Origin of the sequence: uncultured Rhodospira sp., assembly GCF_937138205.1 — a bacterium.
GTDB lineage: Bacteria > Pseudomonadota > Alphaproteobacteria > Rhodospirillales > Rhodospirillaceae > Rhodospira.
The window spans coordinates 1-22303 of sequence record NZ_CAKZOT010000059.1 but is presented as its reverse complement, the minus strand read 5'-3'; the positions used below and the strand labels follow the sequence as shown (position 1 = coordinate 22303).

The 22303-nt window shown below is 67.5% G+C and carries 20 protein-coding genes; 5 read left to right on the top strand and 15 right to left on the bottom strand.

The genetic code is table 11. The features are described 5' to 3' along the window. Positions 1–7 precede the first annotated feature (7 nt). From Q0309_RS08385 to Q0309_RS08370, 4 genes are all read right to left on the bottom strand, one after another. Positions 8–1627: a methyl-accepting chemotaxis protein gene (locus Q0309_RS08385; protein ID WP_299439475.1), complete on the bottom strand. Its 1620-nt coding sequence runs from the start codon at positions 1625–1627 to the stop codon at positions 8–10. 147 nt (positions 1628–1774) lie between these two features. Then, positions 1775–2230 (bottom strand): cache domain-containing protein, encoded by a 456-nt coding sequence (locus Q0309_RS08380; RefSeq protein WP_299439473.1) that lies wholly within the window; start codon positions 2228–2230, stop codon positions 1775–1777. 166 nt (positions 2231–2396) lie between these two features. Next, the gene (locus Q0309_RS08375; protein WP_299439471.1) at positions 2397–2852 is read right to left on the bottom strand and encodes a cache domain-containing protein; all 456 of its coding nucleotides are present in this window, start codon (positions 2850–2852) and stop codon (positions 2397–2399) included. Positions 2853–3172: 320 nt separating this feature from the next. Beyond that, on the bottom strand, positions 3173–3625 hold the full coding sequence (locus Q0309_RS08370; protein WP_299439469.1) for a cache domain-containing protein: 453 nt from the start codon (positions 3623–3625) through the stop codon (positions 3173–3175). 476 nt (positions 3626–4101) lie between these two features. Between Q0309_RS08370 and proS the strand changes: the two genes are divergently transcribed. The 3 genes from proS (at position 4102) to Q0309_RS08355 (ending at position 7524) form a co-directional block, all read left to right on the top strand. Continuing rightward, positions 4102–5406: a proline--tRNA ligase gene (gene proS, locus Q0309_RS08365; protein WP_299439467.1), complete on the top strand. Its 1305-nt coding sequence runs from the start codon at positions 4102–4104 to the stop codon at positions 5404–5406. 182 nt (positions 5407–5588) lie between these two features. After that, positions 5589–6836: a lipoprotein-releasing ABC transporter permease subunit gene (locus tag Q0309_RS08360; RefSeq protein WP_299439465.1), complete on the top strand. Its 1248-nt coding sequence runs from the start codon at positions 5589–5591 to the stop codon at positions 6834–6836. Continuing rightward, positions 6829–7524 (top strand): ABC transporter ATP-binding protein, encoded by a 696-nt coding sequence (locus tag Q0309_RS08355; protein WP_299439463.1) that lies wholly within the window; start codon positions 6829–6831, stop codon positions 7522–7524. The genes Q0309_RS08360 and Q0309_RS08355 overlap by 8 nt, the downstream gene beginning before the upstream one ends. A 311-nt stretch (positions 7525–7835) precedes the next feature. Here Q0309_RS08355 and Q0309_RS08350 read toward each other — a convergent pair whose 3' ends face one another. The 8 genes from Q0309_RS08350 to Q0309_RS08315 form a co-directional block, all read right to left on the bottom strand. Further along, positions 7836–8006 (bottom strand): hypothetical protein, encoded by a 171-nt coding sequence (locus Q0309_RS08350; RefSeq protein WP_299439461.1) that lies wholly within the window; start codon positions 8004–8006, stop codon positions 7836–7838. A 176-nt stretch (positions 8007–8182) separates the two neighbouring features. Beyond that, a complete protein-coding gene (locus Q0309_RS08345; RefSeq protein ID WP_299439459.1) occupies positions 8183–8926 on the bottom strand; it encodes an ATP12 family chaperone protein in 744 nt (247 codons plus the stop codon). A 289-nt stretch (positions 8927–9215) separates the two neighbouring features. Further along, the gene (locus Q0309_RS08340; RefSeq protein ID WP_299439457.1) at positions 9216–11750 is read right to left on the bottom strand and encodes an AsmA family protein; all 2535 of its coding nucleotides are present in this window, start codon (positions 11748–11750) and stop codon (positions 9216–9218) included. Positions 11751–11879: 129 nt separating this feature from the next. Further along, positions 11880–12584: an HAD-IA family hydrolase gene (locus tag Q0309_RS08335; RefSeq protein WP_366940580.1), complete on the bottom strand. Its 705-nt coding sequence runs from the start codon at positions 12582–12584 to the stop codon at positions 11880–11882. Then, on the bottom strand, positions 12581–13012 hold the full coding sequence (locus Q0309_RS08330) for a DUF2059 domain-containing protein (protein ID WP_299439456.1): 432 nt from the start codon (positions 13010–13012) through the stop codon (positions 12581–12583). Before Q0309_RS08330 ends, Q0309_RS08335 begins: the two co-directional genes overlap by 4 nt. Further along, a complete protein-coding gene (locus Q0309_RS08325; RefSeq protein WP_299439454.1) occupies positions 13009–14013 on the bottom strand; it encodes an RluA family pseudouridine synthase in 1005 nt (334 codons plus the stop codon). The genes Q0309_RS08330 and Q0309_RS08325 overlap by 4 nt, the downstream gene beginning before the upstream one ends. A 1-nt stretch (position 14014) precedes the next feature. Beyond that, a complete protein-coding gene (crcB, locus tag Q0309_RS08320) occupies positions 14015–14398 on the bottom strand; it encodes a fluoride efflux transporter CrcB (RefSeq protein ID WP_366940579.1) in 384 nt (127 codons plus the stop codon). Positions 14399–14426: 28 nt separating this feature from the next. Further along, entirely contained in the window at positions 14427–15521 is a 1095-nt protein-coding gene (locus tag Q0309_RS08315) for an ATP-dependent 6-phosphofructokinase (RefSeq protein WP_299439450.1), read from the bottom strand. Between the two features lie 323 nt (positions 15522–15844). Here Q0309_RS08315 and Q0309_RS08310 point away from each other — a divergent pair, with 323 nt between their 5' ends. Further along, entirely contained in the window at positions 15845–16054 is a 210-nt protein-coding gene (locus Q0309_RS08310) for a DUF465 domain-containing protein (protein ID WP_299439448.1), read from the top strand. Between the two features lie 20 nt (positions 16055–16074). Here Q0309_RS08310 and Q0309_RS08305 read toward each other — a convergent pair whose 3' ends face one another. Both Q0309_RS08305 and Q0309_RS08300 read right to left on the bottom strand, forming a co-directional pair. Next, complete coding sequence (locus Q0309_RS08305) at positions 16075–16755, bottom strand: N-acetyltransferase (RefSeq protein WP_299439445.1); 681 nt, start codon at positions 16753–16755, stop codon at positions 16075–16077. Between the two features lie 77 nt (positions 16756–16832). Beyond that, a complete protein-coding gene (locus tag Q0309_RS08300) occupies positions 16833–18209 on the bottom strand; it encodes a sensor domain-containing diguanylate cyclase (protein ID WP_299439443.1) in 1377 nt (458 codons plus the stop codon). A 337-nt stretch (positions 18210–18546) separates the two neighbouring features. Here Q0309_RS08300 and Q0309_RS08295 point away from each other — a divergent pair, with 337 nt between their 5' ends. Further along, the gene (locus tag Q0309_RS08295; protein WP_299439441.1) at positions 18547–20259 is read left to right on the top strand and encodes a dynamin family protein; all 1713 of its coding nucleotides are present in this window, start codon (positions 18547–18549) and stop codon (positions 20257–20259) included. A 121-nt stretch (positions 20260–20380) separates the two neighbouring features. On the opposite strand, the gene Q0309_RS08290 is transcribed toward Q0309_RS08295, so the two are convergent. Beyond that, the gene (locus Q0309_RS08290; protein ID WP_299439439.1) at positions 20381–22231 is read right to left on the bottom strand and encodes an ATP-binding cassette domain-containing protein; all 1851 of its coding nucleotides are present in this window, start codon (positions 22229–22231) and stop codon (positions 20381–20383) included. Positions 22232–22303: the final 72 nt, after the last annotated feature.

Genomic DNA, 22303 nt, shown 5'->3' with positions numbered 1-22303 from the left:
CGCGCCGTCACGCGACGCGGACGTCCCTGATGAAATCATGCACAAACGTCTTCAACTGATCGGCGTCGTCGGCCAGCGATTCCGCCGCCGATAGCAGGTCGGTGGACGACTCACCGGTCAAGGTCGCGGCATCCTTCATGGTGGAGACAAGGGCGCTCATTTCATTCGTGCTGGTGGACGCATACTGAACGTTCTGCGAGATCTCCCGCGTCGCCGAGTCCTGTTGCTGGACAGCCTGGGAAATCTCCGCGGTGATCGTGCTGACCCGCTGAATCCCGTCTCGGATGGTTTCGATCGCCGACACGGTCTTGCCGGTCGCGCCCTGGATCCCGGAGACCTGGGCACTGATGTCCTCGGTGGCGCGGGCGGTCTGATCGGCGAGGTTCTTGACCTCCGAGGCCACGATCGCGAAGCCGCGCCCAGCATCGCCGGCGCGCGCCGCCTCGATGGTGGCGTTCAGGGCCAGCAGGTTGGTCTGTTCGGCGATGCCCGTGATCAACTGCACCACCTCGCCGATCTTCTGGGCCGCGTCGGCCAGGGCCGACACCTCGCGCGAGGACGCTTCGGTGCTCTTCACCATCGCCCCGGCGAGTTCCGTCGACGACTCGACCTGTCGGCCGATATCGTGGATGGCCTGTGCCAAAGCCTCGGCGCTGGTGGCCACGGCCTCGACGCTGGCCGACGACTGTTCAGAGGCCGACGCCGAGGCGAGGGCCTGCTGTTGCGCGCGCTCCGCCGTTTCCAGCAGCGCATTGGCGGTCTGCTTCAGATGCGCGGCCTGCCCGGCCACCTCGTCCAGCATCTTCGTGGCCCTGCTGTCAAACTCTTCGGTCAGGGTTTGCAAGCGCGTGGCGCGCTGTTCGCGCGCTTCGTTTTCGCGTTCTTTCTGCGCCGCCAACTCATCGGCCTTGAGCATCCCGTCGCGGAACACAACAAGCGCGCGGGCCATCGCCCCAATCTCATCCTTACGGCCGGTCCCGTCGATGGGCGCCGCCTTGTCTCCCTCTGCCAGGCGCTTCATCCGTTCGGTCAGGGCGTTGGTCGAGCGGGCGACCTCCCGGCCGATCATCAGCGTCACGGCGATCAACAGGACGACCGTCAAAGCCGCCGCGATCTGGAACACGGTGACGGACGTGGCCAAAGCCTGCTCTGCCGCCTGGTTCGTGTCCACCGCCGCGGCGCGCACCGCGTCCATCAACGCCTGCCACGCGGCCACGAAGTCCGTATAAACGTAGTAGGTGTCCGTCATCATCATGCTGCCGATGAACGGGTCCGTGATGGCGGCGTCCATTGTACCGGCCGCGCTTTTTTCATAGGCGTCGATCAGAGCGACCATCTCGGCCCTCAACGCCTCAAGCTCGGCGTCTTCGAACGACCCGAGCGATTCCCGAGCGGCCTGGGCGGCGGTGATGTTGGCCAATGACGCCTGCATGGCAGCCTCAACCTGTTCGGCCGCCACATTCGATTGCCGCCAACTGACCGTGCGCATCATGTCGGCGTGGCCGCCGGCCATGCCCAGCATCAGAACCTGCAGGTGGTCGACGGACTCGGAAATCTGGTCGGCCCGCGCGCGCGAGTCCTGGACCGAGGTGTACGCCCCAAACAGAATGGCACCCAAAACCAACAACAGGACGATTGCTACAATCGGGGAAATGAAAAACTTGTAAATGACTGGAATATCAGAAAGTCTTGACATATCCGGTGTCCCTGTTGCTATCCAGTTTTGGTGAAAGCAGAAAGGGGCGTAAGCGACGCCCCTTCCGACCTTCCATTTTTACTCGTAAGCTCCGACACCCAGGACGTAGTCGCCCACGTTGATGACGTAACTGACCTTGTCTTCGACGCCACCCGTCGCCGGATTCTGCCACTGGTACGAAACCCATGCTTCGTCTTCGACCGCAACGAACTCTTGGATGAACGCCTTGCCCGATGGGTCGCGAAGGCTGATCACGTTGCGGCCAAAGAGAGCTTGGTTCCCGCCGTGCGCGACCGTGACGCCGTCCAGGGCCTGCGCGAAGACGTAGAGGTCCCTGTCCTTGAACGCGTCGCTGGTGTTGAAGGCCTCGAAGGCCGCCTCAGCGCCGTGTTCCCTGAAGTAGGCGGCGGCCTCTTCCGCCATGGCCTTGGCTTCCTCTTTTGTTGCACGCTCCTCGGCCAAAGCGCTCCCGAAAGAAACCACCTGACACAGCAACACAACCACCGCCCCGCGAATGAAAGACTTCACCGACATGATCCCCTCCACTGTTCAAGTTGGTCGATTTCCTCCGAATCCCCCGTACAACGCACCACCGCTTGCAGGTGTGGCACAGTACGGGGACGAAGGATGTTATTGTTAACGGGCTCAGACCAACTCAAGGATGCAAGGGGACTTCGACGGCACCTTCATCTCGCGTTGGTCATTCGTAAACGCCGACTCCAATCACGTAGTCACCAACATTGATGATGTACGTCGCCTTGTCTTCGACAGCATTGGTAACCGGGTTTTTCCACTGGTACGTTATCCAGTCCCGATCCTCGACCGCAACGAATTCGTGGTTGAACAGCTTTCCTGTCGGATCGCGCAAATCGAGAACGTTGCGGCCGACAAGGGCCGGGCTTGTCCCATGGGCCATCATGTTGCCCTCAAGGTCTTCCACGACGACGTACAGGTCGCCATCCTTGAACTCGTCGCTGTTGTTGTAGGCTTCAAAGGCGGCCTCGGCTCCGTGTTCATGGAAATACGCCGCAGCCTTTTCCGCCATGGCCTTGGCTTCCTCGCGCGAGGACCGCTCCTGGGATAGCGCGGCACCAGCCACAGCCGTCTGACAAAGCAGCACGATCACCATGCCCCGAATCAACGCTCTGATGGACATATTCCCCTCCTTTGATTGACATGATCGAAATCGGCGGACACAAGGCCGAAAAGAAACAAGAAACCCTCGGATGCGTTTCTTGGTTTCCTTCCAAACAATCGACCAAACTGCTAGCCCGGCGCAGTCATGGGATCATTCAATGTGTTATTTTTATCGTTTTTCTTCACGACCCTCAGAGCCCGTCCGGAAAGTCTCGAAGGCCACAATATGTGGGGTGCCGGTCCCCAGAACGAGCACCGTCCGTGGTACCCATAAGGGCTTTCCGGACAGACACTCAGGCAAGAGGGCGGCCGGTTGGCGCCCCTTGCCGTCTCTTGGCCTTACTCGTAAGCCCCGACACCCAGGACATAGTCGCCCACGTTGATGATGTAGCTGACCTTGTCGTCGACGCCACCAGTCGTCGGATTCTGCCACTGATACGAGACCCACGCCTTATCCTCGACCGCGACGAACTCCTGAATGAACGCCTTGCCGGACGGATCGCGCAACCCGATCGTGTCACGGCCGATCAGGGACGGGTTCTGTCCGTGCGCCACCATGGTGCCCTTAAGGTCCATCATGAACACATAGAGGTCCCTGTCCTTGAACATGTCACCATTTGTAAAAACATCGAAGGCCGCCTCTCCATGTTCTTCATAGTAAGCGGCGGCGTCTTCCGCCATGGCCTTGGCTTCTTCCTTTGTCGCGCGATCGGCGGCCAGAGCCCCGCCAACGGCAACCGTTTGACATAGCAGGACAACCAACGCGCCGCGAATGAATGCCTTGATGGACACAATCCCCTCCTATGGATGGAAACCACGCAATTTTTATACGGAAAGCGCAATCGACTTTGCAATGATCAAATGTGAATAGGGGGCGAAGCCATTCGCCATATTCCTTTTTACGTAAGTTCGAAAGACATGACTACAACCAAACAGGATCTTTGCCTCGTGTTTTTCTAATGTACGCCTTTCACCTGGCCGGAGCACGGGACACGACGCGCGCCCGCCACCGCCGCCCAGGGCAATCGGGTGAAGGCACCTTTGTCGAAATGCGGGATTGGGTAGGGCGGGTTCGCGCCGAAGGCGCAACCCGCCGCATCGGCGCCACATGGCGGATTGCCCCGCTTCGCGGGTCGAATCCGCCCTACCCGAATGAAAGAAGGTGACGCGTTCCTTCACCCGATTGCCCGCCACCGCCGTTGCCTCGGTCGGGACCGTTGGCCTAAAGTGCCGCTCGATTTAACCCCATCCGGCCCGAGGATTCCCCCATGCGGCTGTCGCGCTACTTCCTGCCCACGCTCAAGGAAACGCCCGCCGAGGCGCAGATCGTCTCCCACCGCCTGATGCTGCGCGCCGCCATGGTCCGCCAGCACGCCGCCGGTATCTACACGTGGCTGCCGCTGGGCTTCGCCGTGCTCAAGAAGATCGAACAGATCGTGCGCGAGGAGCAGAACCGCGCCGGCGCCCAGGAAATGCTGATGCCGACCATCCAGTCGGCCGAGCTGTGGCGGGAAAGTGGGCGCTACGACGACTACGGCAAGGAGATGCTGCGCATCACCGACCGTCACGAGCGCGACATGCTGTACGGCCCCACGGCCGAGGAAGTCATCACCGACGTTTTCCGCACCAGCATTCGCAGCTACAAGGACTTGCCCAAGATCCTGTACCACATCCAGTGGAAGTTCCGCGACGAGGTGCGGCCCCGCTTTGGCGTCATGCGCGGGCGCGAGTTCCTGATGAAGGACGCCTATTCCTTTGATCTGGATACGGCGACCGCCCGGCATTCCTACAATCAGATGTTCGTCGCCTACCTGCGCACATTCGCCCGCATGGGCTTGAAGGCGATCCCGTTGCGCGCCGAAACCGGCCCCATCGGCGGCGACCTGAGCCACGAGTTCATCGTGCTGGCCGACACCGGCGAGAGCGAGGTGCACTGCCACCGCGCCCTGCTGGAGAAACCGACCCCGGAGGGCGTCGACTACGACGCCGACCTTCAGCCCCTCGTGGACGAGTGGACCGGCCTGTACGCCGCCGCCGACGAGATGCACGACGTCACCAAGGCCGCCAGCCTGGGCGACGATCTGGTCACCGCGCGCGGCATCGAAGTGGGCCACATCTTCCACTTCGGCACCAAGTACTCGGCGCCCATGGGGGCCACCGTCACCGGCCCGGACGGTGACCCCGTCACCGTGGCCATGGGCAGCTACGGCGTCGGCGTCTCGCGGCTGGTGGGCGCCATCATCGAGGCCAGCCACGACGACGCCGGCATCATCTGGCCCGAGGCCGTGGCGCCGTTCCACGTCGGTCTGATCAACCTGAAGGTCGGCGACGAAGGCACGGACGCCGCCTGCGCCAGCCTGTACGACGCGCTCGGGCCGGACCGGGTGCTGTACGACGACCGCGACGAGCGGGCCGGGGCCAAGTTCGCCGACATGGACCTGATCGGCCTGCCGTGGCAGGTGATCGTGGGGCCGAAGGGTCTCGCCAAGGGCGTGGTCGAGATGAAGAACCGGGCGACGGGCGAACGCGAGGAGATTTCGGCCGAAAGCGCCCTGGCGCGGCTGTCCGGCTGATTTCCGCCATCTTCTGATGTCCGTCTAGGGTGGGTGTGGCTCCGGCCGCATCCGCCCAAAGTCTTCATCCTGAGCGCCCGGATGGGCGCGAAGGATCTCCCGATGCGGTGTGCCGCCGAGGGAGATCCCTCGGCCCGGCCGGGCCTCGGGATGATGCTGAGCCTTCGGGAGACCCGCCGCCCATGTTCAACGCCTTCGAACGCATGATGGCCCTGCGCTACCTGCGCGCCCGCCGCAAGGAGGGCTTCGTGTCGGTCATCGCTGGCTTCTCGCTGGCCGGCATCGCGCTCGGCGTGGCCACCCTGATCATCGTCATGGCGGTGATGAACGGCTTCCGGCAGGACCTGATGGGCCGCATCCTCGGCTTCAACGGGCACCTGTCGGTCTACGGCGCCACCGACGCCATGAGCGACTACGAGCCCGTCGCCGATCAGGTTCGGGGCCTCGACAACGTCGTCTCGGTCCTGCCCACCGTCGAGGGGCAGGTGATGGTCACCGCCGGCGGCGAGAGCCGGGGCGCCATGGTGCGCGGCGTGCCGGCCGAGCGCCTGGCCGAGCGCCCCATGCTGGGTGACAGCCTGGTGTCCGGATCGCTGAACGACCTGACGGGCCGCGACACCATCATGGTCGGCGCGCGCCTGGCCGAGCGGCTGGGCCTCGGCCTGGGCGACGGGCTGACGCTGATCTCGCCCAAGGGCAAGGTGACCGCGTTCGGCTCCGTGCCGCGCATCAAGACCTACCGCATTGCCGCCATTTACGAGGTCGGCATGTACGAATTCGACCTCGGGTTCGTCTTCGTGCCGCTGGAGGCCGCCCAGGTCTATTTCCAGATGCCCGAGCAGGTGAGCTATCTGGACGTGACGGTCACCGACCCCGACCGGGTGGGCCAGGTGACGGAGACACTGGCCACCACGCCCCTGCCCCAGGGCATCCGGCTGCGCGACTGGCGGCGCACCAACGCCACCTTCTTCAACGCGCTGCAGGTCGAGCGCAACGTCATGTTCCTGATCCTGACGCTGATCATCCTGGTGGCGGCGTTCAACATCATCTCCGGCCTGATCATGCTGGTGAAGGACAAGGGCCGCGACATCGCCATCCTGCGCACCATGGGCGCGACCAGGGGCGCCATCATGCGGGTGTTCTTCCTGGCCGGGGCCAGCGTCGGCTTGGTCGGCACCACGGCCGGGGTGCTGCTGGGTGTCCTGTTCTGCGAGAACATCGAGAGCATCCGGCAGTTCCTGCAATCCCTGACCGGCACCGAATTGTTCTCACCGGAGATCTATTTCCTGGCGCAGATGCCGGCCGAGATGGACCCGGCCGAGGTGACCTCCGTGGCGTTGATGTCGCTGGGGCTCAGCCTGGCGGCGACGCTGTACCCATCCTGGCGGGCCGCCCGCACCGATCCGGTGGAGGCGCTGCGCTATGAATAGCACCGCCTCGGCCCTTTCCCTGCAAGCCATCCGCCGGGCGTTCAGGCAGGCCGACGCGCCGCCGCTGACGGTTCTGGACGGCGCCGACCTGACGATCAACGCCGGCGAGATCGTCGCCCTGGTGGGTCCGTCCGGGTCCGGCAAGTCCACCCTGCTGCAGATCGCCGGTCTCCTGGAGCACCCGGACGATGGCGAGGTGCTGCTGGCCGGACAGGCGGCCTCGGGCCTGGGCGACAAGGGACGCACCCTGATGCGGCGGCGGTTCCTGGGCTTCGTCTACCAGTACCACCACCTGCTGCCCGAGTTCTCGGCCGAGGAGAACGTGATCGTGCCGCAGATGGTGGCCGGCGTCCGCAAGGGCTCGGCGCGGGCGCGGGCGCGGGACCTGCTGGAGCGCATGGGGCTGGCGGCACGCGGCCACCACCGGCCGGGCCAGCTCTCGGGCGGCGAACAGCAACGCGTGGCCATCGCCCGCGCCCTGGCCAACGCGCCCAAGGTCCTTCTGGCCGACGAGCCGACCGGCAACCTCGACCCCAACACCGCCGACGGCGTGTTCGCCGAGTTCCTGCGGCTGGTGCGCGAGGAGGGCCTGGCCGCCCTGATCGCCACCCACAACCCCGATCTCGCCCGCCGCATGGACCGGGTGGTGACGCTGCGGGCCGGGAAGGTGGACGGGGTGATCAGGTAACCGGTCCGGAGTCCCAGTCTTCCAGAATGGCGAACAAGGCGGCGAGCCCGGCAACGGATAGAATCAGCCTGTTCGCAGACAAGAGCTCATCTAGCAACGGGCTCGACAGGAAAGAAAGCCCTAGTATAAACAATGGAAACAAACTCGCCCCGTTCGCGACGTCGACACCTGTCGTTTTAGAGAGAAAGCGCCTATTCTTTCGGTTTCTCTGGAATCGCAGCGTCGCGTAGCCCAGGCCTGTCAACAATGACCCGATATCGATCCAGTTTCCGTCGATATACGATAACAACGGCCCCCACCATCGTCGGCGATCAAATGATCTTTGTTGCCTTCCCCAGGGCGGCAAGCGAGCCGCCAATCGCGGCACCGTACGCGCGTAAATCCGCATCGACCCACGCCAGCGCGACCCCGGCCAGAACCGCGCCAAGCAGGGCGAAGGACGCAATGACTCTGAGGGTCCCGAATGCCGTCTTCGCGCTCATACAATCGTCTCTGTTCGTGTTTCTCGGGTCCTGAAGACATGGGACAGATAGATCGGCGCGCCAAGATCAGTCCAGAGCCGACGGTTCACGCGACGCCAACCGTCACCACACCGTATCGTAGGCCCGCCTCCACGGGAAGCCTGAACCGCCACCGCGTGGGCTCATCCCGGCGCCCCTCACCCCCGCGTCAACCGCACCAGCGTTTCCGCCGCCACAAGGTCGCGGCGCACGGCCTCGCGGGCCTTCAGGGCCTCGCGATCCTCGCCCCAGCGCTCCATCTGCCAGGTTTCATCCAGGCGGGACAGCGCGAAGCAGGTTTCAGCGTCGACGCGCGCGCTCACCAAGGCCAGCGCCAGCACCACGGAATGGGTCGCCCCGGCCGCGCATTGGGCGGCGGTAAAGGCCCAGTCGTCCAGCACCTCCAGCGCCCCGCGCAGGGCCGCCACCGTCGCGTCCGGCTGGCGCACCGGCATGACGCCGTGGGTCACGGCCATGGAGGCACCCAGGGTCTCGTTCGCCCAGTCCAGCAGCGGCTGCCAGGACTGGCGTTGCAGCGCCACCAGATCGGGCGGGCCCTCCGCCCGATAGCACAGCATGTCCGCGTCCACGTACCGCACGACCTCGGCCAGCAATGGCGCGCGGCCCAGCACCACGCGTTCCAGCGCCGTGTTGGCCAACTGGGTCAACGGCATGGAATGAGGATCGACGCTTTCCCCTTGCGCCGCCCACTCGGCGGCCACGGCCTCGGCCAGCGCCGCCGTCGGCAGGGTGAGCGGCCCCCGTGACGGTGTGCGCACCGGGCGACCGTCGAGGAACACGCCGTGTCCGCCCCCCTCCAGGGGCGCGGGCGTGGCGGCCGAATAGAACCGGCGCGGCGGCGTGCCGGGGATCGGATGGCTGGGGTCGGACGGCTGAGGCATGTCGGCTCCTTGAACGCGGGACGCCAAGGCATACCGAACACGCCGCCGTCTTGACCAGACCCCACCCCTCTCTGATCCACACGAATCCAAAGCCGCTGTTTTCCGCCTGAACCCCCTCCCGGCCTCCCCCATAAATGGGGGAGGAGTCCGAGAAGCGGTCACCGGCCGGACGCCCTCCCCGTTTACGGGGAGGGTTGGGGAGGGGTCTTGCGCCGCTCTGTCAGCTCCCGCGAACGCTGGCAGAGACGTGTGAAGACGATAGGTCCCCACTCCAGAACGCTCGCCGACGTCAGTTGCCGAGCAGGCCGCCGAGCCCCTCGCGGATCGCATCGCCCACATTGCCCTGCGGCTGGGACGGCTGCTCCTGCGCCCCTTCGGGTGCCGCATCGGTGGACCCGCCCGAACCGCCGCCGCCGCCACCACCGCCAAGAATGTTGCCGATGGCGTCGTTGACCGCGTCCCCGGCTCCGTCGGACAGGCCCTCGGTCACGCCTTCAAGTTGCTGCTGAATCGCGCCCCCACCAGAGCCATCGGTCGCGGCCTCAGCCGGCTGGTCGCTGATCTCGCCCGGGTCCTTCTCGCCCAGCGCCACCAGACACGGCTCCATCTCGCCGTCCTCGCCGGCGCCCAGCAGATTGCCGGCCAGGTTCTCGCCCAGCAAGGATAGCCCGCCCGTGGCCACGGCCCCGGCGGCGCTGGCCGCCGTCCGCAGGCCGGTGGCGACGGCCTTCTCCGCGTCCAGTTCCAGCGACGGGTTGGCGAACGGTCCGGTCACCGCGAACAACTCGACAATCTTGCCGAACCCGGTTTCCAGGCCAATGCCCGGACGCGGGCGCGGCGCGATCTTCAGGTTCAGGCGCTCGGCGCCCAGGTCGAACGCGCCGCCGCCGCCGACCACCATCTTGTCCGTCTCCAGGGCGAGGCCGTGGTCGTTGGACAGAACGCCGTCCCGCGCCGTCATCGAGAACACGAGGCACTGGATCGGCGTCGTCGGCTCGCGCTCGTTGAAGGGGTTCACCAGATCACCAAGCTGCGTGAACACGTCACCGCCGGCCCAGTTGACGGCGTTGTTGTTGATGCGCCCATCGACCGTGTGCACCAGGATCGACCCGTTCAGCGAACCGGCGATGGCGTGCGGCGTCGCGCCCCGCCCGCTCAGATCCACGCGCAGGGTGGTCGGCCCGCCCTGCAGGGCATCGGAGCCACCGAACGTCTTGGCCACCTCGCCCAGGGCGACCTGATCGCCCGTCAGGGCGACATCGACCGACGCGGCCCCCTCGCCCACCGGCGTGACGGAAACCGCACCGCCGATCGTTCCGCCGGCCAGGGCGGCCTGGAGCGGATCGACCGTCAACGCCCCGTCCGCCAGGTTCACGCCAAGGGTCACATCCGCCATGTCGGCGCCGCCCGGCAGGATCACCTGGTCGGCCGTGATCGTCAGGGCGGCGTCGGCCATCCTCAGCGCATCAAGCGGCAGCGGCGTATCGGGGATCACGGTGCCGCCGCCTCCCGACGCGGCGTCCGGCGTCCCTGTCGCGTCTCCGCCGGCCGAGCCCCCCTGGCCACCGGCCAACTCATCCAGGTCCAGCAGGGGCGCATTCAGCGTGCCTTTGACCGCCGGTCGCGGTCCGCTCAGCACGGCGTCGATGTCACCCATCAGGCGGCTGCGCCCCAGCGACGCCTCGATGGCGTCGAGCGCATACCCCCCGTCAATGTCGCTGACCGAGGCACTGGCCACGATCGGGACCGGCACGTCCACGCCGAAGTCCTTCAGTCGCGCGGGATCGGGCGCGTTCAGCGCAACGTCAAGGTCCAGCCCCGACGCCGCCATGGCGTTGGCGATGTTGCCCGTGACCGTGGCATGGAGCTGTTCGGGGGCGCCGACTTCGGCCTCCAGACCCGACACCACAAGCATCTCGGGCGAGCCCGACACCGTCGCGGTGACGGCGAACGGCCCCAGCGCCGGAACCTGCACGTTCTGCCCCACGGCCTTGGCGAGCGCGCCCAGGTCACTGATCTGCCCGCCGTTGGCGGAAATGGTCAGATTGATGCCCTTGGCCGCCGCCGGATCGTCGATGCTGCCGGCGACGGTCACCGTGGCGCCGCCGGCGTTGGCGGTCAGATCGAGCGGCCAGGGCGCGGCTCCGGGCGCCGTCAGGGCCGTCAGAGGCCCGACCGACCCCGACAGAGTGAAATCCGCATCGTTGTAGGCTCCCGCGATATCAAGGTTAAGGGGATCGTCGAACCCCGATCCGGTCAGGGAGACCCGTTCCAGCGCGACGCGAATCGTCTGGCCCGTGACCCCATCCCGGTAGATCAGGGACCCGTTTTCCAGCCGCACCTCCTGGATCTCGAGCTGCATCGCCCCGGCGCCGCCGTCGTCATCCCCGGCCGGCGCGGGCTCGGCGGGCGGATCCGCCGGCGCCGCGCCGTCACCGAACACCCAGTTGCCGGCGCCCTCGGCATCGGTCTCCAATGAGACGACCGGATCCACCAGCACCAGCCGCACCACCTGGACCTGCCCCGAGAACAGCGGCAGCAGCGCGACCTGCGCCTCCAGGCGGCCGACCGAGACCATGTCCGGATCCGTCGCCCAGCCGGTGTTGCCGATACTGACGTCCTCGACCGTCAGGGCCGGTGTCAGGCCCAGCGCCAGATCCATTTCGCCATCGAGCGACACGGCCCGTCCGGTGTTGTCGGCGAGCAACGCCGCGATCCGGGGGCGATACTGGTTGACGTCAAGCGTCGCCAGGAAGACACCCGCCCCGGCCACCACAAGGACCAGGAGACCGACGATCACCCAAAGGATGGTGGAAAGTTTCATGGCACCGACCCCTCATGCCCGAGTGGGGAGATCTGGTCCGGCAGACCAGCGCAGGCAGCGCGTGAGAACCACGCCCCGGTTCACCCAGGACAGGACGAAAATGTGGCCTTCCTTGGGCGGAAGCGGGGCCTACGCCAAAGCACCGTGTCCGGTCCCAATCCACCGCAGGCTGCCCGGCAGCGCCTCGAACGCCGGCAGCACCAGCCGCGCTCCCGCCGCCGTCAACGCCTTACTGTCGTGGTAGCCCCAGGCGACCCCCAGGGCATCGGTTCCGGCGGCGAGCGCCATTTCCATGTCGAACGCCGTATCGCCCACCATGACCGTGTCGGCGGGCTGGGCGCCGACGTCGTCCATGGCCCCGCGCAGCATGGCCGGGTGCGGCTTGCCGGGGCCATCGTCGGCCGTCCGCACGGTCACGAAGCGCCCCTCCAGGCCATGGCGCTCGATCACCGCCGCCACGCCCCGGTGTGACTTGCCGGTGGCCAGCCCCAGCACGCACCCGTCCGCCTCCAGCGCATCGAGCACCGCGTGTACACCTGGAAACAGGGGTTCGTCGTGGTCCGCGCGGGAGCGCAAGGCAAAGAACGCCGCCTTGTACGCGGCGACCACGCGGTCCCGGTCGGCCTCAGAGGCCTCCGGCGTCACCAACGCCACCGCCTCGCCCAACGACAAGCCGATGACGGCCCGCGTCGCGTGGTCCGGCGGGACCGTCACGCCCACCGCCTCGCAGGCCATGCGCATGGCGGCGATGATGTTGTGCTGGCTGTCGACCAGGGTTCCGTCCACATCGAACACGACGAGGCGAAGTGGAGCCGCATTGGGTGAAGCCATCATTCGGCCCCCTGGTCGCGGGCGTAGCGGGTCGCCGCCGCGCGCACGGTCATCATCACCCCCGGCATAACCCGATCGGTGTAGGTGCCCATCTTGGACGCCACCGACTGGCCGAGGGGTGAGCCGAAGAAGTTGGCCATGGCCCGCAGTTCGTTGGCGGTGAAGGTCTCGGTGAGCGCCGACAGCACGGTCGCGCGGATGCGCTCGCGGTCGATGTGCAGCAGGGCATAGTCGATGAACGGCTGGCGGTGCTCGGCCGGCAGCATTCGAGCAACGCGGATGACACTGGTCTCCAGCACCTCCACCGTCGGCACGACGCGCTCATAGCGTTCGGCCTCAAGGCGTCGATTGACGGCCGTGTCGTCCAGGGCCAGCGCGGGGTGCGCCCACAGCGCGGCCAGAACGACACCAACGGACACTGACCTCTTCACGGAAGCTCCTCCAACGCCGGCGCGTCGTTCGCCTGGAACCCGAACGACCGAAACGCCTCGGCCATGTGCGGCGGCAGGGGGGCCTCGATCACCAGCCGCCCGCCGGCCGGATGCGGCAGCGCCAGCAGGCGGGCGTGCAGGTGCATCCGTCTGGCCACCTCGATCCCGCCCACGAAGGCTCCCTGGCCGCCATACTTCCCATCGCCCAGGATCGGCGTGCCCAGCACCACGGCGTGGGCGCGCAATTGGTGGGTGCGGCCGGTGCGCGGTTCCATCCACAGCCAGCTCACCGGGCCGGCGTCGTCCACAACCTGATAGTCCGTGACCGCCGGCTTGCCGTCGTCCTCGGTCCACACCATGCGCTCCCCCTTGGCGCCGCCCTCCTTGGCCAGCGCGGCGCGGATGGTCCCGGCGCGCGGTTTTGGCACACCGGCCACCAGCGCCCAGTAGACCTTGCGCGTCGCCCGGTCGCGGAACGCCTGGGTGAGCGCGCGCGCGGCGGCGGCCGACCGCGCCAACAGCAGAACCCCCGACGTGTCCTTGTCCAGGCGATGCACCAGACGGGGACGCTCTTCGCCCGGATGGCGCTTCAGGCCGTCCAGCATGGCATCGAGATGGTGCGTCAGGCCGGTGCCGCCCTGCGTCGCCAATCCGGCCGGCTTATTGATTGCGATCAGCCAATCGTCCTGGTGCAGGATGGCCGCCCGCAGATCCTTCAGCGCGCTGTCGCTGACCCGCAAGGCCGGTTTCGGCCGCGCCGGCGCCGGGCGGTCCGACGCCACCGGGTCGAGCGGCGGCACGCGGACGGTCTGCCCGGTGCACAGCCGCGTGTTGGCCTTCGCCCGGCCGCCATCCACCCGCACCTGCCCGGTGCGCAGCAGCTTCTCCAGCCGGCCGTGCGACAGGTCCGGAAAACGCCGCCGGAACCAGCGGTCCAGGCGCTGATCGGCCTCGTCCGGCCCCACCGCGATGTTCTGCACGCCACTCATCAGGTCATCCATTCTACACGAGCGCCCGGCCCAGCCACAGGCCGGCGAACAGCGCCGCCACACCGGCCACCACCGACCCCACCACGTACAGCGCCGCCGGCAGCAGCGCGCCCCGCTCGTACAGCGTGACCACGTCCAGCGAGAAGGTGGAGAACGTGGTGAACGCCCCCAGGCACCCGGTGACCAGGAACACCCGCGCCTCGACCGGCGCCGACCAGCGCCGGGCGAGAATATCGATCAGCAGGCCCATCAGCAGGGAGCCCACCACATTGACCACCAGGGTCCCCCATGGGAAGCCGTGGCCAAGCAGGCGCGGCACCGCCGACGTGACCATGTAGCGCGCCACCGCGCCGACGGCCCCGCCAGCGGCGACCGCCACCATCAGCGACGGAGACACGGACACCGCCCCGCCGATCGGCCTCGCCTCACGCGGGCTCCTCCCCGACGTAGATGCCCAGGCCGCGCGCCACCTTGATCAGGGTGCCATCCGGGTCCAGCGAGCGCGGGCCGATGCACACCTCTTCCAGCGGCACGTCGACGACGCCGCGTTCGTGCCACGCCGCCATGCGGTTCACCCGACCCTCGGCCACCATGTCCACCGCGTGCACGCCGAACGCCGACGCCAGCAGTCGGTCGCGCGTCGACGGCGTGCCACCACGCTGGACGTGGCCCAGCGTGGTGACCCGGGTCTCCAGGTCCGTCATCCTTGCAATGTTATCCGACAGGTACTGGCCGATCCCGCCATATCGCATCTGCCCATGCGACTGGGCCTTGGTCGCCATCTGCCCGTCCTCGGTCTTGCAGCCCTCGGCCACCACCATCAAGGCATGGTTCCGCCCCTCGCGGATCACATCCGCGATCTTGCTGGCAATGCTGTCGAGCCGGTACGGCAGTTCCGGGATCAACGCCACGTCGGCACCGCCGGAGATGGCGGCGTTGATGGCGATGTGCCCGGCGTCGCGGCCCATGACCTCCAGGATCATCACCCGGTGGTGGCTGGCGGCGGTCGGTTGCAGACGGTCGAGCGCCTCCGTCACCACATTGACGGCGGTGGTGAAGCCGACCGCGAAGTCGGTTCCGTGGACATCGTTGTCGATGGTCTTCGGCACGCCCACCATGCCGATGCCACCCACGGCGCACAACTGCGACAAGATCTTCATGGACCCGTCGCCACCGATGACGATCAGGGCGTCCAGCTGCAGCTTGTTGAACCCGTCCACGAAATCGAGCGAGCGGTCCTTGGTCGTGCCGTCGGGCATGGGAAAGTTGAACGGATCGCCGCGATTGACGGTGCCGAGGAATGTGCCGCCCTCGCGCAGCATGGTGCCCGAGAACATGTCAAGGTCCAGTTCCCGGTAGCGCAGCGGCCGTTCCATCAGCCCCATCGACCCGTCGATGATGCCGAACACCTTCCAGCCGTAGGTGCGCACCGCCCGATAGGTCACCGCGCGAATCACGGCATTCAGGCCGGCGCAGTCGCCGCCGCTTGTCAGCACACCAAGACGTCGAACCTTCCCCATGTGTTTCCTCCGCTCTCGCAAGCCCTTGCGTGGGTGGGAGCGCCGGCCGGGCTTGGCCCCGGGTGTTCCGGCGCTCGGATTGGGTCCTGTCCGTGCTGCCGCGCGGCGCACCCCTGTCTTTAGGGGAGACCATCAAACGTGTCGCGGTCACGGGAATTCTGTTACGGTGGGCCGGTTCGGACGGTTGGGACGCGGTGCACGCCGATCCACCGTCCCCTCTGATCACGGCAGGACATGCCCCGTCTCGCGCCGCGACGCAAGACGTGTATGTTCATTTACGCCTATGTTCCTCTTTTACGCAGCATGTCCACGTTCGGCCACACATGATCGACGATGAAGAAACCAATGCCCTCCGCCAAAAGCTGCAAGGGCTGATTGTGGAACACCGGGACCTCGACGAGGTCATCTCCCGGCTGATGGAAGCCGCGCCGTACGACATGGTGCAGCTCCAGCGTCTGAAAAAGCGCAAGCTCTCCCTGAAGGACGAGATCTCGCGGCTGCAGGCGCGGTTGACCCCGGACATCATCGCCTGACCGGTGCGAAATCCAGTGCCCTACCCCGCATCGGTGCGCAGGGCCGGCGGCCGTTCGACCAGGGGCGCCAGCGGGACGTGCGCCGCCGCGTCGCGCGGCAGCAGGCCGGTCAGGCGCGGGTCGTCGGCTTCCACCACACGCCGCCCGGTGACGGAAAACCCGAAGCGCCGGTAGAAGTCGACCGCCCGGGGATGATCGTGCGTGCAGGTATCGAGTCGGATGCACACCGGTCCCATGTGCCAGGCGTCGGCCAGGGCGCGCGCGAACAACGCCCGCCCCAGGCCACCGCCGATGGCGTCCGGCACCAGGCCGAAGTACAGCACGCGGAAGCCGGCCGCCGCGTCGCGGCAGTCCATCTCGCAGAACCCGAGGGCCGCCCCCACCCCGTCGTGCAGCACATGGACGACGACACCGGGATCGGCCAGATGCGCCTCCTGCTCGGCCGGCGAGCGGGTCAACCGATCCCGCCACAGCCATGGAGCCCCAACGGCGTGAAACAATGGCGCGAAGGTCGCCCACGTCAGGGTCCCGGCGTGCCGCGCCACGCTGACGCCTGTGGGAAGCGGCGCGGGCGGATCGTCCGGCGGCGTCCGCGCCGCCATATCGGTGACCGTCTCGCGCAGGCGGCCGGGACCGATCGGACGCCGCATCGCCTCGTCAACCGTCATCGACTCACTTGGAGAGGCCATCAGGGCCGACATGCGCACTCGTCTTGCTTCGGCGCGCCGACCGCGCCGATTGGTGAAAAGGCGAACAGGAGCGCCCGGTATCCCCCCCGTCACGTCACCGTCACGACCCGGTTGCGACCCGAATGCTTCGCCGCGTACAGCGCCTCGTCGGCGCGCATCAACACGTCGCCGAGGGTCTTGTCATCCGCACGGGGTGCCGTCAAGCCGATGCTGACGGTGAACGCCACCGTCTGGTCGTTGGCCGCGGGGACTTTCACGTCCGCGACGGCCAGGCGCAACCGCTCGGCGGCCGTCGCGGCCGCCTCGACCGGCGTCTCGGGCATGAGCACGACGAACTCCTCGCCGCCCAGCCGGCATATGATGTCAATCTCGCGCAACTGCTGAAGACAACACTGAACCATCGCTTTCAGCGTGACGTCGCCGATCGCATGGCCGTGCTCGTCGTTGATCCGCTTGAAGTGGTCGATGTCGAGCAGCATGATCGACAGGGAATTGCTGTACCGACGCGCCCGGCGCATCTCCCGGTCGCCCAACTCCATGAGCTGGCGCCGGTTGCCGATGCCGGTAAGCGCGTCCGTCGCCGCCAGTTGCTTGAGTTCCTCCTCCATGGCCTTGCGGCTGGAGATGTCGCTGAACGACGTCAGCACGCACGGCTCGCCATCGAACGTCGTACCGATGGCCGCGATCAGCGCCCAGAAGCGATGACCGTCGACGGCGATCATCTGGGCCTCGATGTCATGCACCTGCGTGTGGCGGGCCACGCCATCAAGGATCCGGCGGCGATCCGCCGGCCGATGCCAGATCCCGTGGTCGCGCCGCGTTTCGACCAGGCCCAGGAGATGGTTGGCGCTCCTGTTCGCGTAGAGCACCTGCCCCGTGGCAACGGCGGTGATGAAGATCGGCATCACCGAGGTGTCCAGGATGGACCGCAAGCGTGTCTCGCTGTCCAGCAACTCTTGCGTCCGCTCGGCGATCCGCTGTTCCAGCGTCAGGTTCATGCGGCCGAGTTCGTCACGCTGATTGGCGATCGTCCGCAAGCGATCGTAGGACCGCAAGGCGGCCACGACGGCGCTGAACAGGCGGGCCTCCGTCAACTCCGTGCGCGCACGGTAGTCATTGATATCGTAGCGCAGGACGATGTCCGCGTCGGGCGCGTCGCCGGGGGCTCCGGTGCGCAGAACGATCCGGGTATCCAGGATGCACAAGGCCTCGCGGATGGTGCGGACCAGCCGCAGGCCGGTGTCCTCGGTCTCCATCTCCGTGTCCAGCAGGATCACGGAAATGTCGGATTCGGCGCGCAGCACGGATTCGGCTTCGAGAACCGAGTGGCCGTGCAGAATCCGGATGGGCCGGCCGGCGTAGGTGGCGCCCTCGAAAATGCGGTCCAAGGCCACATGAACGTCGGCGTCACGGCCAACCACGAGAACCGTCCACGGTTCGGTGGTCGCGGTATCCTCGCGACTCATCGTGTCCGGCGTCTCCACGGTCTCATTCGGCTCGGCCTCGACCGTCCAGCGGCCGGCCGACTCTCCCCCCTGACCACGTTGCCCTACAAAAGGCGCCGATCCCATGGATGCCCCTTCCGCCTGCCCCCCAGAATTCGTCCCACGGCCCGCCAGTCGCGGGGTGAGGACCGGGACCAGAATGCGCAAGTGCCGCGAGAGACGCAAGTCTTCGGATACCTGAAACCTTTGCGGCCATGCGGCCATTGGCGGCCACGGTGTTGGACAGGCGCGCGGCCGGACCCTACACTCCCCCCTCCACACTCCGCCACCCGGCGACCAAACAGCGCGAATGACGCCCATGAGACCTCGGACATCCCTGCGCCAACGCCTCAAGACCCTGGACGCGCACTTGCGCAAGGAACAGCCGGACCTCGTCGAGCTGCTGCCCCTGTTCCGGCGTGTCGACCACATGTTGTACCGGATGGGATTGCTGGACCGATCGGACTCCCTGGCCACGCGCATCGCCTGGTGGCCGATGATCAGCGTGCTCGGCACCTTCTCCGCCGGGAAATCCTCGTTCATCAACAGCTATCTCGGCGTGCCTCTTCAGAACACCGGGAACCAAGCCGTCGACGACAAGTTCACCGTCATCTGCCACGGCAAGTCGGCGCAGCCGCGCACCCTGCCGGGCACGGCACTAAACGCTGACCCGCGCTTTCCGTTCTTCCGCATGAGCGACGAGATCGAGAAGGTGGCCCCCGGCGAGGGCAAGCGGATCGACGCCTACCTGCAACTGAAAACGGTCTCCAGTCCGCGCTCGTGGGGCGTGATCATGATCGACAGCCCCGGGTTCGACTCCGACGACCAGCGCCGCTCCACCCTGCGCATCACCGACCACATCATCGACTTGTCGGACTTGGTGCTGATCTTCTTCGACGCCCGCCACCCGGAGCCGGGGGCCATGCAGGACACGCTGCAGCACCTAGTGTCGAAGACGGTGCGGCGCGCCGATCCGACCAAGTTTCTCTATATCCTCAACCAGATCGACACGACAGCGCGGGAAGACAACGCCGCCGATGTGGTCGGCGCCTGGCAGCGCGCCATCGCCCAGGCCGGCCTGGTCACCGGACGCTTCTACGCCATCTACAACCCCGACGCCGCCGTGGAGATCGACAATCCGGCTCTCAAGGCCCGCTACGAAGCCAAGCGGGACCACGACCTGCGCGAAATCCACGGCCGCATTGCCGAGGTCGGCGTCGGCCGCTCGTACCGGGTGGTGGCGATGCTGGAAACGGTCATCAACGAACTGGACGGCGAGGTCCTGCCCGAACTGGCCCGCCACCTGTCGCGCTGGCGCAAGCGGGTTCTGGCCGTGGATATCGCCTGGGGCGCGTTGGTCCTGGCGGCGTTCGGTGCCGGCATCGTTCTCCTGGTCCAGGGCGGGCCGGCCGGGGCGCTGAGTTGGGTGACCGGCACGCCGGCGGACGCCGCCGCCGAAACCGCCCCGAACGCTCCGGGTTGGTTCGAGGGCGCGCTGGCATGGCTCGGCGCGACGCTGAACGGGACGGGTCAGGATGCCGGCGCGGTCGCAGCCCGGATCATCGCCGCCGCCGTCGGCCTTTGGGCGGTGTTCCAGGTCGGGCACCAGATGGCCCGGGCGAGCATGGCCGCGCGCATCACGCCGACGGTGCCGGAAACCGCCGGCACCATGAACCTCCGCGTGCGCGACGCCTTCCGCCGCAACACCGGGCTCTGGACACGGGTCTACCGGCGCCATCCGGTCGGCAGCGGCGGCGGCACCATGCGCCGCCTGGACCGCCTGCGTGAGACCGGCATGGAACTGGTGCAGCGCTTGAACGATGCCTACACCAACCCATCGGGCCAGCGCATCACACCGGGCGAGGTCCTGACGGCCTCCCGGCCCGCCACGCCGGACACCGACGTGCCGCCCGGCACCTCGGCGTTCGCCGCGCGCCCGGCCGAGACACCGGCGCCCGCCCTCGCCGACGGCGAGTCGGCGTCGGCTAACGACGCCGCGCCGTCGCGCCGCCGCCGCTTCCTGGGGCGGTGAGCGATCTGAGTCAGACACATCCAAGGCCGCTGTTTTCCGCCTGAACCCCCTCCCCCACCTCCCCCATAAATGGGGGAGGAGTCGGACGATCGGGGCGGTGAGAGAGAGACAGAAAGCGGCCCTACCCTTCCAGGCTTTCCCGCAGGATCTCCAGGTCCAGGTACTCATCCTCGGCCGCCGACAGCTCGGCCCGCGCGGCCTCCAGACGGTCGGTGCGGGCCTGGAACCCGTCCGGGTCGCGGCTGAACAGCCCCGAATCGGCCAGGTCGTTTTCCAGACGGGCGACCTCGGCGTGCAAGGAGTCGATCCGGCCCGGCAACTGCTCCAGGGCGCGTTGCTGCTTGTAGGAGAGTTTGGCCGAGCGCGGTTTCGGCTTCTCGGAGGGCGTCGGCGTCGCCTTGGGCTTTGGCGGCCCCGTGTTCCCGCCCGCCGCCGGCGCCGCCCCCAGCATCCCCGGAAACAACGCCGCCATCGCGCCGCCCGCCTGGGCCAGCGCGTCGGAGAAGCCGCCGGCGTACTCCACCGCCCGACCGTCCCCCGGCAGCACGATCGTCGACGTCACCACGCGATCCAGGAAATCGCGGTCGTGGCTGACCAGCAGGAGGGTGCCGTCGAAGTCGGCCAGCATCTCCTCCAGCAGGTCGAGCGTCTCCATGTCCAGGTCGTTGGTCGGCTCGTCCAGGATCAGCAGGTTGGTCGGCTTGGCCAGCGCCTTGGCCAGCACCAGCCGGTTGCGCTCGCCGCCGGACAGGCTGTTCAACGGACTGCGCGCCTGCCGGTCGTCGAACAGGAAGTCGCGCAGATAGCTCACCACGTGGCGGGACTCCCCGCGCACGTTGATGCGGTCGGCGCCGGTGTCGGCCAGCAGGTCCCACACGGTCTTGTCGCCGTCGAGCAGGGACCGATGCTGGTCGAGAGTCGTCGGCGTGAGGTTCGTGCCCAACCGCACATGCCCCGTATCCGGCTCCAGCGCGCCGGTCAGCAGCCGGAGCAGTGTGGTCTTGCCGGCACCGTTGGGGCCGACGATGCCCACGCGGTCGCCGCGCAGAATGCGGATCGAGAACGGCTTGACCACCGCCCGGCCCTCGAACCCCTTGGCGATGCCCTCGGCCTCGATCACCAGCTTGCCCGAGGTCTCGCCCGCCTCCGCCTCCAGCTTGACGCCGCCGGCGCGCTGGAGTCGCTGCGCACGCTCCTCGCGCAGCGCATACAGGCGGCGCAGACGGCCCTGGTTGCGCTTGCGCCGCGCCGAAATGCCCTGGCGCGACCACACGGTCTCCTGGGCGATCAGCTTGTCCTGCTTGGCCCACTCGGCCTCTTCCTGGGCGACGATGGTGTCGGCCCAGGCGTCGAAGGCGGCGAAGCCCTCCTCCAGTCGGCGCAGCCGGCCCCGGTCGAGCCACAGCGTGGCGTGGGTCAGGCGCCGCAGGAAGGCGCGGTCGTGGCTGATGGTCACCACCGCCCCCCGGAACGCCGCCACGGCGTCCTCCAGCCAGGCGATGGTCGGCAGGTCGAGGTGGTTGGTCGGCTCGTCCAGCAGCAGGATGTCCGGCTCCCCGACCAGCGCCCGCGCCAGCGCCAGCCGCCGCGTCTCGCCGCCCGACAGGGTCGCCGGCGCCCGGTCATAGGGCAGACGCAACGCGTCCAGCAGGATTTCCGCCCGGTGCGCCTCGCCTGCGTGGGCCGGCGGCAACGCCGCCGTCACACAGTCCAGCGCCGAGGCGAACCCGCTCAGGTCCGGTTCCTGCGGCAAATAGGCCACCGCCACATCGGGTTGCAGCGCCCGCGTGCCGGCGTCCGGTTCCACCAGCCCGGCGATCACCTTCAGCAGGGTCGACTTGCCGGAGCCGTTGCGGCCCACCAGACACAGGCGTTCGTCCCGGCCGATGGTCAGGGACAAGCCATCGAACAGGGGCGGTCCCCCGAAGCCGAGGGTGATGTCTTGCAGGGTCAGAAGCGGCGGCGGCGCCATGGACGGCGATCTCCCGAGACACGCGTGGAGAGGCAACAGGCCAAGCCCGTCGTGATCCGTCAACCCGGCACG

Bases quoted from the DNA above. Each gene is read 5' to 3' on its own strand.
- Q0309_RS08315 (WP_299439450.1), bottom strand. From the start codon at position 15,521: ATGGGGAAGGTTCGACGTCTTGGTGTGCTGACAAGCGGCGGCGACTGC.
- Q0309_RS08300 (WP_299439443.1), bottom strand. From the start codon at position 18,209: ATGAGTCGCGAGGATACCGCGACCACCGAACCGTGGACGGTTCTCGTG.
- Q0309_RS08340 (WP_299439457.1), bottom strand. From the start codon at position 11,750: ATGAAACTTTCCACCATCCTTTGGGTGATCGTCGGTCTCCTGGTCCTT.
- Q0309_RS08345 (WP_299439459.1), bottom strand. From the start codon at position 8,926: ATGCCTCAGCCGTCCGACCCCAGCCATCCGATCCCCGGCACGCCGCCG.
- Q0309_RS08335 (WP_366940580.1), bottom strand. From the start codon at position 12,584: ATGATGGCTTCACCCAATGCGGCTCCACTTCGCCTCGTCGTGTTCGAT.
- Q0309_RS08290 (WP_299439439.1), bottom strand. From the start codon at position 22,231: ATGGCGCCGCCGCCGCTTCTGACCCTGCAAGACATCACCCTCGGCTTC.
- Q0309_RS08380 (WP_299439473.1), bottom strand. From the start codon at position 2,230: ATGTCGGTGAAGTCTTTCATTCGCGGGGCGGTGGTTGTGTTGCTGTGT.
- Q0309_RS08305 (WP_299439445.1), bottom strand. From the start codon at position 16,755: ATGTCGGCCCTGATGGCCTCTCCAAGTGAGTCGATGACGGTTGACGAG.
- Q0309_RS08295 (WP_299439441.1), top strand. From the start codon at position 18,547: ATGAGACCTCGGACATCCCTGCGCCAACGCCTCAAGACCCTGGACGCG.
- Q0309_RS08355 (WP_299439463.1), top strand. From the start codon at position 6,829: ATGAATAGCACCGCCTCGGCCCTTTCCCTGCAAGCCATCCGCCGGGCG.
- Q0309_RS08375 (WP_299439471.1), bottom strand. From the start codon at position 2,852: ATGTCCATCAGAGCGTTGATTCGGGGCATGGTGATCGTGCTGCTTTGT.
- proS (WP_299439467.1), top strand. From the start codon at position 4,102: ATGCGGCTGTCGCGCTACTTCCTGCCCACGCTCAAGGAAACGCCCGCC.
- Q0309_RS08360 (WP_299439465.1), top strand. From the start codon at position 5,589: ATGTTCAACGCCTTCGAACGCATGATGGCCCTGCGCTACCTGCGCGCC.
- Q0309_RS08325 (WP_299439454.1), bottom strand. From the start codon at position 14,013: ATGGATGACCTGATGAGTGGCGTGCAGAACATCGCGGTGGGGCCGGAC.
- Q0309_RS08310 (WP_299439448.1), top strand. From the start codon at position 15,845: ATGATCGACGATGAAGAAACCAATGCCCTCCGCCAAAAGCTGCAAGGG.
- Q0309_RS08350 (WP_299439461.1), bottom strand. From the start codon at position 8,006: ATGAGCGCGAAGACGGCATTCGGGACCCTCAGAGTCATTGCGTCCTTC.